The sequence below is a fragment of the Actinosynnema sp. NPDC023794 genome, assembly GCF_040639675.1.
In the GTDB taxonomy this organism is placed as follows: domain Bacteria; phylum Actinomycetota; class Actinomycetes; order Mycobacteriales; family Pseudonocardiaceae; genus Actinosynnema; species Actinosynnema luteola.
In genome coordinates, this window is sequence record NZ_JBFAFR010000024.1 from 1 (window position 1) to 14,595 (window position 14,595).

General features: G+C 66.8%; 14 protein-coding genes and 2 tRNA genes. 10 read left to right on the forward strand and 6 right to left on the reverse strand.

Features of this window, described 5'->3' with window-relative positions; genetic code table 11:
- The first annotated feature begins 297 nt into the window (after nucleotides 1–297).
- Both AB0H12_RS33235 and AB0H12_RS33240 read left to right on the forward strand, forming a co-directional pair.
- On the forward strand, nucleotides 298–780 hold the full coding sequence (locus AB0H12_RS33235) for a helix-turn-helix domain-containing protein (protein ID WP_499628365.1): 483 nt from the start codon (nucleotides 298–300) through the stop codon (nucleotides 778–780).
- A gap of 140 nt (nucleotides 781–920) precedes the next feature.
- Nucleotides 921–2,684 carry a recombinase family protein gene (locus tag AB0H12_RS33240; RefSeq protein WP_499628366.1) on the forward strand — a complete coding sequence of 588 codons (1,764 nt, stop codon included), beginning with the start codon at nucleotides 921–923 and terminating at the stop codon, nucleotides 2,682–2,684.
- On the opposite strand, the gene AB0H12_RS33245 is transcribed toward AB0H12_RS33240, so the two are convergent.
- A tRNA-Gly gene (locus tag AB0H12_RS33245) sits at nucleotides 2,656–2,726 on the reverse strand. The two genes, AB0H12_RS33240 and AB0H12_RS33245, sit on opposite strands and share 29 nt — an antisense overlap.
- Before the next feature lie 61 nt (nucleotides 2,727–2,787).
- On the opposite strand from AB0H12_RS33245, the gene AB0H12_RS33250 reads away from it, so the two are divergent.
- Nucleotides 2,788–2,861 (forward strand) — tRNA-Pro (locus AB0H12_RS33250).
- 54 nt (nucleotides 2,862–2,915) lie between these two features.
- On the opposite strand, the gene AB0H12_RS33255 is transcribed toward AB0H12_RS33250, so the two are convergent.
- Together AB0H12_RS33255 and AB0H12_RS33260 are read right to left on the reverse strand one after the other, a co-directional pair.
- Nucleotides 2,916–3,167, reverse strand: a complete 252-nt coding sequence (locus tag AB0H12_RS33255) for a hypothetical protein (protein WP_499628367.1) — start codon at nucleotides 3,165–3,167, stop codon at nucleotides 2,916–2,918.
- An 89-nt stretch (nucleotides 3,168–3,256) separates the two neighbouring features.
- On the reverse strand, nucleotides 3,257–4,162 hold the full coding sequence (locus AB0H12_RS33260) for a LysR family transcriptional regulator (protein ID WP_230565883.1): 906 nt from the start codon (nucleotides 4,160–4,162) through the stop codon (nucleotides 3,257–3,259).
- A 1,163-nt stretch (nucleotides 4,163–5,325) separates the two neighbouring features.
- Between AB0H12_RS33260 and tig the strand changes: the two genes are divergently transcribed.
- The 5 genes from tig to AB0H12_RS33285 all read left to right on the forward strand — a co-directional run bounded on the left by tig (nucleotide 5,326) and on the right by AB0H12_RS33285 (nucleotide 10,152).
- On the forward strand, nucleotides 5,326–6,684 hold the full coding sequence (gene tig, locus AB0H12_RS33265) for a trigger factor (RefSeq protein ID WP_499628368.1): 1,359 nt from the start codon (nucleotides 5,326–5,328) through the stop codon (nucleotides 6,682–6,684).
- Between the two features lie 115 nt (nucleotides 6,685–6,799).
- Nucleotides 6,800–7,408, forward strand: coding sequence for an ATP-dependent Clp protease proteolytic subunit (locus AB0H12_RS33270; RefSeq protein WP_499628369.1), 609 nt, complete (start codon nucleotides 6,800–6,802; stop codon nucleotides 7,406–7,408).
- Between the two features lie 28 nt (nucleotides 7,409–7,436).
- Nucleotides 7,437–8,063 carry an ATP-dependent Clp protease proteolytic subunit gene (locus tag AB0H12_RS33275; protein WP_499628370.1) on the forward strand — a complete coding sequence of 209 codons (627 nt, stop codon included), beginning with the start codon at nucleotides 7,437–7,439 and terminating at the stop codon, nucleotides 8,061–8,063.
- A 207-nt stretch (nucleotides 8,064–8,270) separates the two neighbouring features.
- Entirely contained in the window at nucleotides 8,271–9,551 is a 1,281-nt protein-coding gene (clpX, locus tag AB0H12_RS33280; protein ID WP_106615123.1) for an ATP-dependent Clp protease ATP-binding subunit ClpX, read from the forward strand.
- A 1-nt stretch (nucleotide 9,552) separates the two neighbouring features.
- Nucleotides 9,553–10,152: an RBBP9/YdeN family alpha/beta hydrolase gene (locus AB0H12_RS33285; protein WP_499628371.1), complete on the forward strand. Its 600-nt coding sequence runs from the start codon at nucleotides 9,553–9,555 to the stop codon at nucleotides 10,150–10,152.
- Between the two features lie 49 nt (nucleotides 10,153–10,201).
- On the opposite strand, the gene AB0H12_RS33290 is transcribed toward AB0H12_RS33285, so the two are convergent.
- From AB0H12_RS33290 to fdhD, 3 genes are read right to left on the reverse strand one after another with little or no spacing between them, the layout of a single operon-like run.
- Nucleotides 10,202–11,068 carry an alpha/beta hydrolase gene (locus tag AB0H12_RS33290; protein WP_499628372.1) on the reverse strand — a complete coding sequence of 289 codons (867 nt, stop codon included), beginning with the start codon at nucleotides 11,066–11,068 and terminating at the stop codon, nucleotides 10,202–10,204.
- 56 nt (nucleotides 11,069–11,124) lie between these two features.
- Entirely contained in the window at nucleotides 11,125–12,291 is a 1,167-nt protein-coding gene (locus tag AB0H12_RS33295; protein ID WP_499628373.1) for a CaiB/BaiF CoA transferase family protein, read from the reverse strand.
- The gene (gene fdhD, locus AB0H12_RS33300) at nucleotides 12,288–13,112 is read right to left on the reverse strand and encodes a formate dehydrogenase accessory sulfurtransferase FdhD (RefSeq protein WP_499628374.1); all 825 of its coding nucleotides are present in this window, start codon (nucleotides 13,110–13,112) and stop codon (nucleotides 12,288–12,290) included. Before fdhD ends, AB0H12_RS33295 begins: the two co-directional genes overlap by 4 nt.
- 66 nt (nucleotides 13,113–13,178) lie before the next feature.
- On the opposite strand from fdhD, the gene AB0H12_RS33305 reads away from it, so the two are divergent.
- Complete coding sequence (locus AB0H12_RS33305; RefSeq protein WP_499628375.1) at nucleotides 13,179–14,486, forward strand: OFA family MFS transporter; 1,308 nt, start codon at nucleotides 13,179–13,181, stop codon at nucleotides 14,484–14,486.
- Nucleotides 14,483–14,590, forward strand: coding sequence for an MFS transporter small subunit (locus AB0H12_RS33310; RefSeq protein ID WP_499628376.1), 108 nt, complete (start codon nucleotides 14,483–14,485; stop codon nucleotides 14,588–14,590). Before AB0H12_RS33305 ends, AB0H12_RS33310 begins: the two co-directional genes overlap by 4 nt.
- Nucleotides 14,591–14,595 lie beyond the last annotated feature (5 nt).

The following is a 14,595-nucleotide window of genomic DNA, read 5'->3' on the forward strand; positions in this document are numbered from 1 at the left end:
TGACGCTCCAGATCGGTCAGCACCAACTCGGGTAACGCAGGTCCACGACGAGCCATCAGCACAACCTACAACGAATCAACGACTCAGGACACTAGTCGAAGCTTTCGGGCGGCTGCCGGTAGAGACCTGGCCGCTGTTTCAAGTGTCAATGAAGGATGATGCGATTCGGCGGCTTTCAGGACGAGAACCGCCTTAAGTAAGCCGCACCTATAAAAAGTAGTGACAAGCCTCTTAATTAGTTGTATAGTGGCATACAATCGTAAGAGGCAAGATGCGATGGTTAATCCACATGGGATCATGACCGTAGGCGAGTTAATCCGCGAACAACGTGCTGCCCGGCGAATGTCACAGACTGAACTAGTCGAACTGGCAGGGCTGGACTCGAAAAGCCGCCTTTCTCGTATCGAGAGCGGCACAGGTACGTACACGCCTACGCCCCAAGAGCTAGGCCGGATTGCAAGTGCAATCGGCACTAGTGTTGAGCTGTTCTACGCTGCGGCCAAATTCCCGCTGCCCTATGCCGGTTTCTATGACAAGCCCAGTGAGTTCATGAAGGCCGAGTTCGGCATCGAGCCGACCCGTGAAAACCTCGAAGAGATTGGCAAGCGCGTATGCGCGAGTTACCGGAAGTGGCTTGACACGCTGGGCGACTACACGCAGGAAGGTATCGAGCGTGAGGCCAAAGTGTTCGACCGTGTTCAATCGGCCTGGCCCATGACGCATAGCGAAACGATTCTCTACGAGTGGTTCCGCCTGCTTGATGAATTAGGGCTTCGCTAAGTCAAAATTTTGGGCCGGCTTTCTCTCTGAAAAGCTGTCATGATGAATAGGACAGTCGCTATCGTCTGATCCTTTCATCACCCGTGTGAAACTACACCAGACCAGCCGCGTGTCACTCGTAAACATTCGGAGGGAAACGAATGGCTGCTGTAGCCGCCTGGACCGATGATCCGGCTGTCGAAGTCGAAGCCGTGATCTACCTGCGTGTATCCACTAAGCGGCAGGCTAAAAAAGGATACAACCCTGACGGGTACTCGATTCCCGCTCAGGAGATGGACTGTCGCGCCAAGGCGGGTGAGCTAAAGGTCAACGTGGTAGCGGTGTTCGTCGATAAGGGCGAGTCGGCCCGCACTACCGACCGGCCCGAGTTCCTAAAGATGATGGAGTTCATCAAGGAAAGACGCCCGCGCTACCTGATCGTGCACAAGCTCGACCGCTGGGCGCGTGACCGGGTTGACGACGTACTGATGCACTTGCAGGTCAAGGCGTCGGGCGCGCAGCTCGTGTCCGTCAAAGAGAACATTGATGAGTCACCGCAAGGTGAACTGCTGCACGGCATCTTGGCTAGCCTCAACGCCTTCTATTCGGCCAACCTGTCGCAAGAAGTGCTCAAAGGTATGCAGCAAAAAGTCATGGAGGGCGGCACCCCGACCCGTGCTCCCATTGGCTACTTCAACGGTGAAGAGCGCTTGCCGGACGGACGCGTTATTCGGACGGTCTTGCCGGACCCTGAGCGCTTCGACCTGATCGCGCTAGCTTTCGAGCTATACGAGACGGGCAATTACAGTCTTCACACGCTGGTAGATGCCCTGACCGTACGGGGCCTACGAACCCGGCCGTATGTGCGTAACCCCTTGGGTAACGTCGTCTCAACGACCCAGATGAGCCGCATTCTGCATAACGCCTACTACATGGGCGATGTGTCGTGGCATGGCCTGGTCTATCCGGGCCGTCATAAGCCGCTCGTCAGCCGGGAACGGTTCGACCGGGTGCAAGAAGTCTTGGCCGAACATGACCTCGCCGGTGACCGCAGTCAGCGCCATACCCACTACCTCAAGGGGACGGTCTTCTGCGGCCGGTGTGAGTCGCGCCTGAGTCTGACCCTGGCCAAGGAGACATATCTGTACTTCTTCTGCCTGGGACGGGCGCGCGGCAACGGCTGTGACATGCCGTTCATCGAAGTGTCCGCGGCCGAGGAGCTAGTAGCGCAAGGCTATAACGACTTCGTACTGCCAACGGTGGCCGTTGAAGCTGTCCGCGAAGACCTCGCCCTCTACCTAGAGGAGCAGGCCAACGCGCGGGCCGTTGAGATGGACCGGCACGAGAAGCGGGTCACCCGTCTCAAGGAGGAGAGCCGCAAAATCTTGCGCGCTCACCTGGCCGACGCCATGCCGCTTGAACTGCTCAAGGAGGAGCAGGAGCGTATCTCTAGTGAGATGGCCGAAGCTGAGGTGAGGCTGGCCGCGCTACGGGTAGACCATAGTACGGCACTCGTAGCCTTCGATGAGGTCATGCCGGTACTCACTGGCATTAGCCGTGACACGTACATGCGCTACACGGAGCGGGGACGCCGAGCGGTTAACCAGTTGCTCCTGACGAAGGCGCTGCTGTTCGACACCGACGAACCGGCCCAGCTCAAGCTAAGCGAGCTAGGCGAGACGGTAGAGGCCAGCGTCCTTGACGCTTGGCACAACCCCCAAGATCAACAGGCACGGTCGGCCGCTCGTGCGGTGCGATCGACGTCACGGGCGCACCTGGTCGCCGTGCCGGACCCAGACGACGAACGCCCGCAGGCCACCGGGGTGGCTGCGGGCGTCGCTGGGGCAAACCCCCTGGTCAGACCAGGGCTGTCGGGTTCGAACTTTCGACAGTTAGAGCGGGTGACGGGAATCGAACCCGCATGACCAGCTTGGAAGGCTGGGGCTCTACCATTGAGCTACACCCGCATCGCGCCTACCGGGGTGGGCGCGTGGTCAGCTTAGCCGGTCGCGATAGGCTTGGGTGGACCGGGGCGTGGCGCAGCTTGGTAGCGCACCCGCTTTGGGAGCGGGGGGTCGCAGGTTCAAATCCTGTCGCCCCGACGGTTGCCCTGGCCGGCCTCCTGGTTGGTCAGGGCTTTTCCACGCCCCGAGGGCTCAGTCGCCCAGTTCGTTGACCGCGGTGGAGATCGTGGCGGCTTGGCGTTCCAGGTCGTCGTCCGACGAGGTCTCGTCGACGCCTCGCGCCAGGAGTTCGGTTCTCGAGAGCAGGAGCATGGCTCCTCGGAAGCGGTCCGCGTCCAGGTCGTCCACCGGGATCACCTGGAGCCTGCCCTCGACCAGGACGAGGTTCGGGTCCGGCAGGTCGGACATCAGCAGCTCGCGCAGGTCGCTCGCCTTGACGGTCATGTGTTCGTCCTACCCGGCACCCGCCCCGCGAAACGCGGGCCGTTCTTGAGCACACCCGCGCCCGGGTGCTCAAGAACGGCTCCCCAGTGTCATGCCGGAGTCGCCACCTGCTCGCTGACCACCTGCGCCGCCGCCGACACCAGCGCCGTCACCGACGGGTTGGTGGAGTTGTCCTGGCGCCACGCGAACTGGGTGTACACCCGGAACGGCGGGACCCAGGGCAGGCGGCGGAGCCTGCCGTCGCCCAGCTCGGCGGCGACCGTCACCTCGGGGACAAGCGAGATCCCCAGACCCGAGGCGACCGCCCGCTTGGCGGCGTCGATCGAGTCGAGCGCCAGCACCGGCGACTTCGACTCGGCTTCCTGCAGGCCCAGGGCCTGCTCGAACTGCTCGTAATAACTGGCGCCGTTCTCGGCCCGGATGAGCGTGCTCCCACGCAGCTCGTCCTCGGTGATCACCGAACGCCTGGTCAGGGCGTGGGTCGGACCGGCGACCATGACCAACGGCTCCGGGCACAGCACCGTCGTCTCCAGCCCCTCGCGGGGCTCGACGGAGCCGATGAAGAAGGTGCAGTCCAGCCGCCCCTCACGCACCGCGGTCAGGTTGGCCTGGGTGTTGCGCGAGTGGAGTGAGATCTGGACGCTCGGGTAGCGCCAGCACATGTACTCGATCAGTGGTAGCAGACGGTAGTCGGTCAGACTCTGTGCGCTGCCGATGACCAGCTTGCCGTGTGGCTCGCCGTTCATCGTGATCGCTTTCCTGGCCTTGTCGGTCAGGGTGATGATGTTCCGGGCGAATGGTAAGAGCTCGACACCGGCAGAGGTCATCTGGATGCCGCGCGGAAGTCGTCGGAACAACGGCACGCCGAGGGTCTCTTCGAGTGCCTTGATCCGAGTGGTTATAGTGGGTTGCGAGCAATTCAGCGTGGCGGCTGCCTTGGTGAAACTGCCCGTTTGAACCACAGTTGTGAACGCCAAAAGCTGACGCGTCTCCATGGAGCTCCCCAACGGTGCGTGTAAGTGGTCCACGATGAGGCCTGTGCGGGACGGCATCGTGATCTCTTGTGCGCGGCGGTAGTTGACCTGGCTGCGCTTCTGCGTGCGCGTGGCCTGAGGTCGATCAACATCGCCGCGCTACCGCGAGGGGTGGGACGCGGTGGCCGGCAGGTGCGCCCGGGGCCCGTCGGACCCCGAAGTCACAGCCGGCGCCCAGTAGTGGACCTGGGATAGTGTTCGGCAGCGGCGGAATGGATCTCATCGGGTCATCGGCACCTTGTCTGGTAGGTGGTTAAAGAGCTCGATGACATTGTCTCGCTCGTTCCTGTCGGTCCCGGTTGCCGGTTGCGTCCGCTGCTGACCCCCCAGAACGTCCGGCAACGTGAATTATTGCTGGTCCAACATGCGGATCCGGGCGTCACGCTACCTGAAACCCACACTAATGGACTACGGCGGTTGGAGTCATCTCGACAAGTGAAAGTTTTCTGCCGAGCGCTACTCCAAACGGCCTCAATTCACTCTTTCTGGCGAACCTCCCCTCGCTGGCGGTTGCCGACTGTTAGTCGGCTCTACGACATACGTGTTACACGACTCCGTGCCGGCCCCGCTCGGTGATGACGCGCTCCGCCGTGGTCGCGGCTCCCAGTGCCACTCGAATGGCCTAACGGATGACCCTGTCGATCAGCCGTTGAGCCGCATAGGTGCACCCGATCCGCCTCTGGCGAGACCGCGAAAATGCGGTTTCACGGTCTGGTCGGGGATGTCGGCGCGCCCGACGCGGGTCGGGCGGCGCGGCTGCCGGTCGGGCGCGCCGGGCCGGGGTTAAGAACCACTGTTGTGATTTTGGCCGCGCCGCGAGGCGCCCCGCGACGGCGGTCCGGACGGGCGTCGGAGTGCCCGCGAGACGGCGCGGTCGGGTCGCCCGAACGGGCGAAATTCCACCGATGCCACGAATTCGGGCAATGTGCCGCAAAGGGATTCCCGGCGAGCGGGTATTGGCGCGACAATGGCCGGGAGGCCCCCGCGCGGCCGGTTGCGGCCCCTCGACCCGGGGTGCTAGCGCCACCACGCCGGCCGACCGCCTAGACTCAGGCGGAATCCCGGCGCGCCCAGACGCGTTCACGGGGTGTTCCGCACGTCATGCCCGTTACGAGGAGACCACGTTGAAGAGCACCGTCGAGCACCTGAGCCCGACGCGGGTCCGGATCAACGTCGAGGTGCCGTTCGACGAGCTCAAGTCGGACTTCGACCGCGCGTACCGCAAGCTGGCCAAGCAGGTCCGCATCCCCGGCTTCCGCCCCGGCAAGGCCCCCGCCCGCGTGCTGGAGAGCCGCATCGGCCGCGCGCCCGTGCTGGACGAGGTCGTCCAGGAGGCGATCCCGGCCAAGTACCTGGAGGCCGTCACCTCCGGTGAGCTGCGCACCCTCGGCCGCCCCGACTTCGAGGTGACCAAGATCGAGGACGGCGAGACGCTGGCGTTCAGCGCCGAGGTCGACGTCCGCCCCGAGATCACCGTCCCCGCCTTCGGCGAGCTGTCCGTGAGCGTCGACGACCAGGAGGTCACCGACGAGGACGTGGACACCCAGCTCGACGAGCTGCGCGCCCGCTTCGCCACCCTCACCGGCGTCAAGCGCCCGGCCGAGACCGGCGACTTCGTCGTGGTCGACCTGTCGGCGACCGTGGACGGCGAGGAGGTCGAGGAGGCCAAGACCACCGGCCTGTCCTACGAGATCGGCTCCGGCCAGCTCGTCGAGGGCATCGACGAGGCCCTGGTCGGCGCCTCCGAGGGCGAGTCCAAGAACTTCACCACGACGCTGGTCGCCGGTGACCACGCCGGCCGCGACGCCGAGGTCACCGTGGTGCTGAACTCGGTCAAGGAGCGCCAGCTCCCCGAGCTGGACGACGAGTTCGCCCAGCTGGCCAGCGAGTTCGACACGCTCGACGAGCTGAAGGCCGACCTGCGCACCCGCCTCGGCCGCGTGAAGAAGATGCAGCAGGGCGTCCAGGCCCGGGACAAGGTTCTGGAGGCGCTGCTGGCCAGCGTCGAGGTGCCGCTGCCCGAGGCCGTCGTCCAGGGCGAGGTCGAGGCGCGGGCGCACGACGCCATCCACGCCCTCGACCACGACGAGGCGCGCTTCGCCGAGTGGCTGGCCGAGCAGGGCCAGACCAAGGAGCAGTTCGACACCGAGGTGCGCGAGGCCTCCGAGCAGGCGGTCAAGACGCAGCTCGTGCTGGACGCCATCGCCGACGCAGAGCAGCTCAACGTCACCGACGCCGAGCTGACCGAGCGGATCATCTACCAGGCGCAGCGCTTCGGCATCAGCCCGGACGAGTACGTCAAGCGGGCCCAGCAGTCCGGCCAGCTCGGCGCGATCTTCGCCGACGTGCGCCGCGGCAAGGCGCTGGCCTCGGTCGTGCGCCAGGCCACCGTGACGGATTCCGCGGGCAACGCCCTCGACCTGGACGAGCTGTTCGGCGAGACCAGGTCCACTGAGGAGCCGGAACCCGCCAACGCGGAGTGAAGCCCTGAGCGAACGCGGGCGGTGTCGGGACGTCGACGCCGCCCGCCTTCGTTAAGGTCGTTGCTACGAGACTCTTTCGGCACAGTTAGTCAGTCGCAAAGATAGGCAGGCAGACGTGACGCAGCACTCTTTCTCGGAGCCCATCATGCGAGCGGCCTCGGGGATGAACCTCAACGACTCGGTCTACGAGCGTCTGCTCCGCGAGCGGATCATCGTCCTGGGGACGCAGGTCGAGGAGAACATCGCCAACCAGATCGTGGCGCAGCTCCTCCTGCTCGCCGCCGAGGACCCGGAGAAGGACATCACCTTCTACATCAACTCGCCCGGTGGCTCGGTGACCGCGGGCATGGCGATCTTCGACACGATGCAGCTGATCGAGCCGGACGTGGCGACCTACGCGATGGGCCTGGCCGCGTCGATGGGGCAGTTCCTGCTCTCCGCGGGCACGCCGGGCAAGCGGCACGCGCTCCCGCACGCCCGCATCCTCATGCACCAGCCCTCGGCGGGCGTCGGCGGCACGGCGGCCGACATCGCGATCCAGGCGGACATGCTGACCCGGACGAAGCACGAGATGGCCGAGCTGATCGCCCAGCACACCGGCCAGTCGGTCGAGCGCATCATCGCCGACTCGGACCGCGACCGGTGGTTCAACGCCCAGGAAGCCCTGGAGTACGGCTTCGTGGACAAGGTGATCACCCGCGCCAGCCAGGCGTCGACCAACTGACCGCGAGCAGAGCACCAGGAGACCTGAAGTGAGCCAGTTCCACGCGCCGCAGTCCCGGTACGTGCTCCCGTCGTTCGTCGAGCGCACCAGCTACGGCATCAAGGAGTCCAACCCGTACAACAAGCTGTTCGAGGAGCGCATCATCTTCCTCGGCGTGCAGGTGGACGACGCGTCGGCCAACGACGTGATGGCCCAGCTGCTCGTGCTGGAGTCGGAGGACCCCGACCGCGACATCCTGATGTACATCAACTCGCCGGGTGGCTCGTTCACCTCGCTGATGGCGATCTACGACACCATGCAGTTCGTCCGCCCGGACATCCAGACCTACTGCCTTGGCCAGGCGGCCTCGGCGGCGGCCGTGCTGCTCGCGGCGGGCACCCCGGGCAAGCGGCACGCGCTGCCGAACGCCCGGATCCTGATCCACCAGCCGGCCACCGAGGGCGTCTACGGGCAGGTCTCCGACCTGGAGATCCAGTCCAACGAGATCCAGCGGGTCCGCAGGCTGCTGGAGACCACGCTCGCCCGGCACACCACCCGGACCCCGGAGCAGGTGCGCACGGACATCGAGCGGGACAAGATCCTCACCGCCGACGAGGCCAAGGAGTACGGCCTCATCGACAGCGTCCTGCCCTACCGGAAGCTCTCGGCGAAGTAGTCCCGGCGTGGCGTCCGACACGCCGAGCCGACCAGGGGTCCTGCTCGGCGAGGCGTGTCGGGGGCACGCTGGTCCTCCCGCACAGGCGGGTAGGACAGGTACCGTCGAGGGGAACGGGCGGACCCCGCACCCAGCGGGCACTCGCCACATCAGCAGTCAGGCGCACCTCACCAGGTCGTGCGCCGGAGGGGACAGAGGTCAGCGGTCATGGCACGTATCGGTGACGGCGGCGACCTGCTGAAGTGCTCTTTCTGCGGCAAGAGCCAGAAGCAGGTGAAAAAACTCATCGCCGGACCGGGTGTCTACATCTGCGATGAGTGCATCGACCTCTGCAACGAGATCATCGAGGAAGAACTCGCGGAGGCCGGTGACGTCAAGCTCGACGAGCTGCCCAAGCCCGCCGAGATCCACGAGTTCCTCGACCAGTACGTGATCGGCCAGAACGAGGCCAAGCGCACGCTCTCGGTGGCGGTCTACAACCACTACAAGCGCATCCAGGCGGGTGACCGCGGGCGTGAGGGCCGCGACGACGGCGTGGAGCTCGCCAAGTCGAACATCCTCATGCTCGGTCCCACGGGGTGCGGCAAGACCTACCTGGCCCAGACGCTCGCGAAGATGCTGAACGTGCCGTTCGCCATCGCGGACGCCACGGCGTTGACCGAGGCGGGCTACGTGGGCGAGGACGTGGAGAACATCCTCCTCAAGCTCATCCAGGCGGCGGACTACGACGTCAAGCGCGCCGAGACCGGCATCATCTACATCGACGAGGTCGACAAGATCGCTCGAAAGAGTGAAAATCCGTCGATCACGCGCGACGTGTCGGGTGAAGGTGTGCAGCAGGCGCTGCTGAAAATACTGGAGGGGACGACGGCCTCGGTGCCGCCGCAGGGTGGTCGCAAGCACCCCCACCAGGAGTTCATCCAGATCGACACGACGAACGTGCTGTTCATCGTGGCGGGCGCGTTCGCGGGCCTCGACAAGATCATCCAGGACCGGGTCGGCAAGCGCGGTCTCGGCTTCGGCGCCGAGGTGCGGACCAAGGCCGAGGTCGACGCGGCGGACTACTACGCCGACTCGATGCCCGAGGACCTGATCAAGTTCGGCCTGATCCCCGAGTTCATCGGCCGGTTGCCGATGGTCGCGAGCGTCACGAACCTGGACAAGGAATCGCTGGTCCGCATCCTCACCGAGCCGAAGAACGCGCTGGTCAAGCAGTACCAGAAGCTGTTCGAGATGGACGGGGTCGAGCTGGAGTTCACCCGGACGGCGATGGAGGCGGTCGCGGACCAGGCGATCCTGCGCGGCACGGGCGCGCGCGGGTTGCGGGCGATCATGGAGGAAGTCCTGCTGCCGGTGATGTACGACATCCCGAGCCGCACGGACGTCGCCAAGGTCGTCATCACCGAGCAGACCGTGAAGGAGAACGTCAACCCGACGATCGTGGCCCGGCAGCCTTCGCGCCGGGAGCGTCGCGAGAAGTCGGCTTGAGTTGTCCCTCCCGCACACGCTGATCCTGCACGGCCTGGGTGGTTCCGGGCCGGCGCACTGGCAGAACTGGCTGGCAGGTGAACTGGCCCACCACGGTGGGTCCGTGGACCTGCCCCGGTTCAGCTCACCCGACGAGCCCGAGCTGTCGACGTGGCTGGACGAGCTCCGGTCGCACCTCGCCGCGATGCCCCCGGCCGGTTCCGGTTCCGTCGAACGGGTGGTCGTGGCGCACTCGTTGGCGGTGTTGCTGTGGCTGCACCACGCGTCCGGTGAGTTCGACCCGGGGCTGAGGGTGGATCGCGTGCTGCTGGTGGCGCCGCCCGCGCCGGACTTCGCCGGTGAGCCGTTGATCTCCGGGTTCCTGCACCCCGTGCTGGATCCGACGGTGGTGCGGCGGGCGGCGGTGTCGACCAGGTTGGTGGTGGGTGAGGGTGACGCCTACTGCACGGTCACGCAGGCCAAGGAGATGGCGGAGGCGCTGCGGGTCGAGGTGGACGTCATCGTGGGTGGCGGGCACCTCAACGTCGACGCGGGGTACGGCGAGTGGGGTGCGGTGTTGAAGTGGGCGCGCAGTGGACGGGTGCCGCTCACGCCGCGTTGAGCGTCGGGCTGGGTGTGGTGGTGGGGGCGGCTCGGGTCCGTTGTGCGGGTCAGGAGGGGACGCGTTTGCCCAGGAAGCGGATCACGTCGGGGACGACTTTGCGGTAGAGGGTGTCGTTGTGGCCGCCGGGGGTGATGGAGGCGACGGACGGCTTGGCGTTGGCGATGAACTGGCGGGTGCCGGTGATGAAGGTGTCGTGGTCGCCCGCCCAGACGCCGATGGGGGCGGTGCCGAGTTTGTCGATGTTCTTGAGCGGGTCGAGTGAGGACCACTGGTCGGGGCCGGTGAAGGCGTTGCGCTTGGACATCTCGGCCCAGTCGGTGAGCAGGGCCGGGGCGATGACCGCGATGGCCTTGGTCGGCTCACGGCGTTCGTGACGTCTGCGGCCGTAGAGGAGTGCGCCGAAGCCGCCCATCGACACGCCGGTGCACGCGAACGGTGCGCCGTAGCCCCGTTCGGCCAGCCAGCGGGGGACTTCTTCGAGCAGCATGGCCATCGGGTCGTCGCCGGGGACGTTCTCGTGCCAGTAGTGGTCGCCGCCGTCCACGGCCACGAAGCCGAACGGGGGGACCTGGCCTCGGCTGACGGCGGCCACCAGGACTTCCGACATGCCGCCCGGGGACGCGGTGCGGGCGGCGCCGTGGCGGCCGTGCAGGAGGATCGACATGGGCAGGTTCTTCGTGGGCACGCCCGCCGGCGTCATCGTGAGCAGGTCGACGTCGCGGCCCCGGTAGTGGGAGTGGACGCGGTCGACCGTGACCACGGCGCGTTTGACGGCCGGCACGGGGCCCGCTACTCCCAGTGCGTGGCGCAGTGCCTCGCCCAGCGGTGCGTCGCCGTGCCACGCGGCCGTGACGCCGACGGTCGCCAGGGCGGTGCCGCCCAGTGCGGCGAGCACTGTTCGCCTGCTGACCATGTCTCCCCCATGCCCGATCCCCTCACCACATCGCCGTGAGCCGCGTTCGCGTTTCCTCAGATCGCCGCGCGGGCCCGAAGTTCCGCGATCCGCTCCGCCGAGTAGCCGAGTCCGCGCAGCACGTGGTCGGTGTGCTCGCCGAGCGCGGGCACGGGGGCCGGGGTCCAGTGCCAGGCGGTGGAGTCGACGGGTGGGCGCAGGGCGGTGATCTCGCCGCCGGGCACCGGGATCCTGGTCTGGCGGTCGCGTGCCGTGAGTTGGGGGTGGTGGGGCAGTTCGGTGACGCCGCGGGTCAGGGCGGCGGGCACGTCGGCCTCGTCGAGCGCCTTGAGCAGGTCCGCGGTGGTCCACGGGGCGAAGTCGAGTTCGGCGTGCAGGGCCGGCCGGTTGGCCACGCGGGACGTGACGGTGGTGAAGCGGGGGTCGTCGGCCAGGTCAGGGCGGTCGAGGAGGGCGCAGAGGCGGCGCCACTGGGGGTCGTTCTGGACGGCCAGGTGGACGGTGCCGTCCGCGCACGGGAACGGGCCGTAGGGCGCGATGCTCGGGTGGTGCGCGCCGGTGCGCGGGGCGGCCTGGCCGGTGCCGGCGGCGTAGAGCATGGGCTGGTGCATCCACTCGGCCATGGCTTCGAAGAGCGAGAGCTGGAGGGTGGCGCCTTCACCGGTTCGCGAGCGGTGGAGGAGGGCGGCCAGGACGGCGGACTGCAGTTGCACGCCCGCGGCGATGTCGGCCACCGAGATGCCCGCGCGGGCGGTGACGTCGTCCTGGCCGGTGAGGTCGATGAGGCCGGTCTCGGACTGGACCAGGGCGTCGAAGGCCTTGCGGGACGCGTACGGGCCGGACTCGCCGTAGCCGGAGAGTTCGCCGATCACCAGGTCGGGTTTCACTTGGCGGAGTGAGGAGGCGTCCACGCCGAGTCGACGCGCGGCGGCCGGGGACAGGTTGCACAGGACGACGTCGGAGCTGGTGACGAGGTCGTGCAGGACCTCGCGGGCGGCCGGGTGCTTGAGGTCGAGGGTGACGGATTCCTTGCCGACGTTCGTCCAGGCGAAGTAGGACGACACCGAGCCGCACGTGGTGTCGTAGTGGCGGGCGAAGTCGCCCCCGTCCGGGCGTTCGACCTTGATCACCCGCGCGCCCAGGTCGGCGAGCAGGCGGGTGGCGTAGGGCACGGCCACGGCTTGTTCGAGGCTGACGACGGTGACGCCGTCCAGCGGTCTCACGCGGTGATCCGGTCGTGGCCCGTGTAGACGTTCATCGAGTCGTCGCGCAGGAAGCCGACCAGGGTCAGGCCCTGCTCCTCGGCCAGGTCGGCGGCCAGGGAGGACGGCGCGGAGACCGCCGAGAGGATCGGGATGCCGGCCATGGCGGCCTTCTGGACGAGCTCGAAGGAGGCCCGACCGGACACCATGAGCACGGTTCCCGCCAGCGGGACTTTGTCGTTGAGCACGGCCCAGCCGAGGACCTTGTCGACCGCGTTGTGCCTGCCGACGTCCTCGCGGACGACCAGCGCCTCGCCGGTGGTGGTGAAGAGGCCTGCCGCGTGCAGGCCGCCGGTCGCGGCGAAGACCTTCTGGCGCTTGCGCAGCTCGTCCGGCAGGGCGGAGAGGACGTCCACGTCGACGGTGCAGTCGTCGGCGGCGGGGGAGTGCTTGGTCTTCAGCTTGACCGCGTCCAGCGCCGCCTTGCCGCAGACGCCGCACGACGACGTGGTGTAGAAGTTGCGCTCCACGCCCGGGTCGGGTGGCGCCACGCCGTCGGCGAGGGTCAGGTCGAGCACGTTGTAGGTGTTGAGGCCGTCGGGCCCGGTGCCTTCGCAGAAGCGGGCGACCGAGATGTCCTCCAAGCCGCCGATGACGCCTTCGCTGAGCAGGAATCCGTGCGCCAGCTCCACGTCGTGCCCGGGCGTGCGCATCGTCACGGTCAGTGCTTTGCCACCTACCCTCAGTTCCAACGGCTCCTCGGCGGCCAGCGCGTCGACCCGCTTCCGGGACGTTCGTCGCGCATACGTGACCACTGGGCGACGCACGGTGACTCGCCCCATCGCGAACTCCTTCTCTTGGCTAAGTTTTTTCGCAAGCCACTCACCAGGTTACGGAGGTGTCGGGCAGTGGGTTTCCTGGACCGCTCTCGCACGATCGCCCCACCGGGCTGGAACCGCTGGTTGATCCCGCCCGCCGCGTTGTCGGTGCACCTGGCCATCGGTCAGGCGTACGCGTGGAGCGTGTTCAAGCCGCCGTTGGAGAGCTCGCTGGACCTGACGGGGACGCAGAGCGCGCTGCCGTTCCAGTTGGGCATCGTGATGTTGGGGCTGTCGGCGGCGTTCGGCGGCACGTTGGTCGAGCGCAACGGGCCGCGGTGGGCCATGTTCGTGTCCGCCACCTGCTTCTCGTCGGGGTTCCTGATCTCGGCGGTGGGCGCGTGGACGCAGCAGTACTGGCTCGTGGTGGTGGGGTACGGGTTCGTCGGCGGCATCGGGTTGGGCATCGGTTACATCTCGCCGGTGTCGACGCTGATCAAGTGGTTCCCGGACCGCCCGGGGATGGCGACGGGTATCGCGATCATGGGTTTCGGCGGTGGCGCGTTGATCGCGTCGCCGTGGTCGGCGCAGATGCTGGAGTCGTTCGGGCGCGATAGCGACGGCATCGCGCAGACGTTCCTGGTGCACGGGCTCGTGTACGCGGTCTTCATGTCGGTGGGCGTGTTGTTGGTCAGGGTGCCCGCGGAGGTGGAAGAGCGGAAGGTGGTGCGTTCGGCGGTCAACGTGTCGGCCCGCAACGCGTTGCGGACGCCGCAGTTCTGGTGCCTGTGGGTGGTGTTGTGCTTCAACGTCACGGCGGGCATCGGGATCCTGGAGAAGGCGTCGCCGATGATCCGGGACTTCTTCGCCGAGACGTCCACGCCCGTGGCGGCGGGCGCGGCGGCGGGGTTCGTGGCGTTGCTGTCGCTGGCGAACATGGTCGGCCGGATCGTGTGGTCGTCGACGTCGGACCTGGTGGGGCGCAAGAACGTCTACCGGCTCTACCTGGGTGTGGGCGCGCTGACGTACCTGGTGCTGGCGTTGGCGGGCAACGCGTCGAAGCCGTTGTTCGTGGTGTGCGCGATGGTGATCCTGTCGTTCTACGGCGGTGGGTTCGCCACGATCCCGGCGTACCTGAAGGACTTGTTCGGCACCTACCAGGTCGGCGCGATCCACGGTCGGCTGTTGACCGCGTGGTCGCTGGCGGGCGTGCTGGGGCCGTTGATCGTGAACGCGATCGCGGACGGTCAGAAGGCGGCCGGGAAGTCCGGGCCCGACCTGTACACGGCGTCGCTGTTCATCATGATCGCGTTGCTGGTGGTCGGGTTCGTGGCGAACGAACTCGTGCGCCCGGTGGCGGCGAAGTACCACGAACCGGAAGTGGAGGCGGTCCGATGAACGGGCGGGCGTTGGTCGTGTTCGCGTGGCTGTGGGTCGGCCTGCCGCTGACCTACGGTTTGGTCGAGCTCATCCGCAAGGTGACGGCGTTGTTCACTGGTTAGAGTCG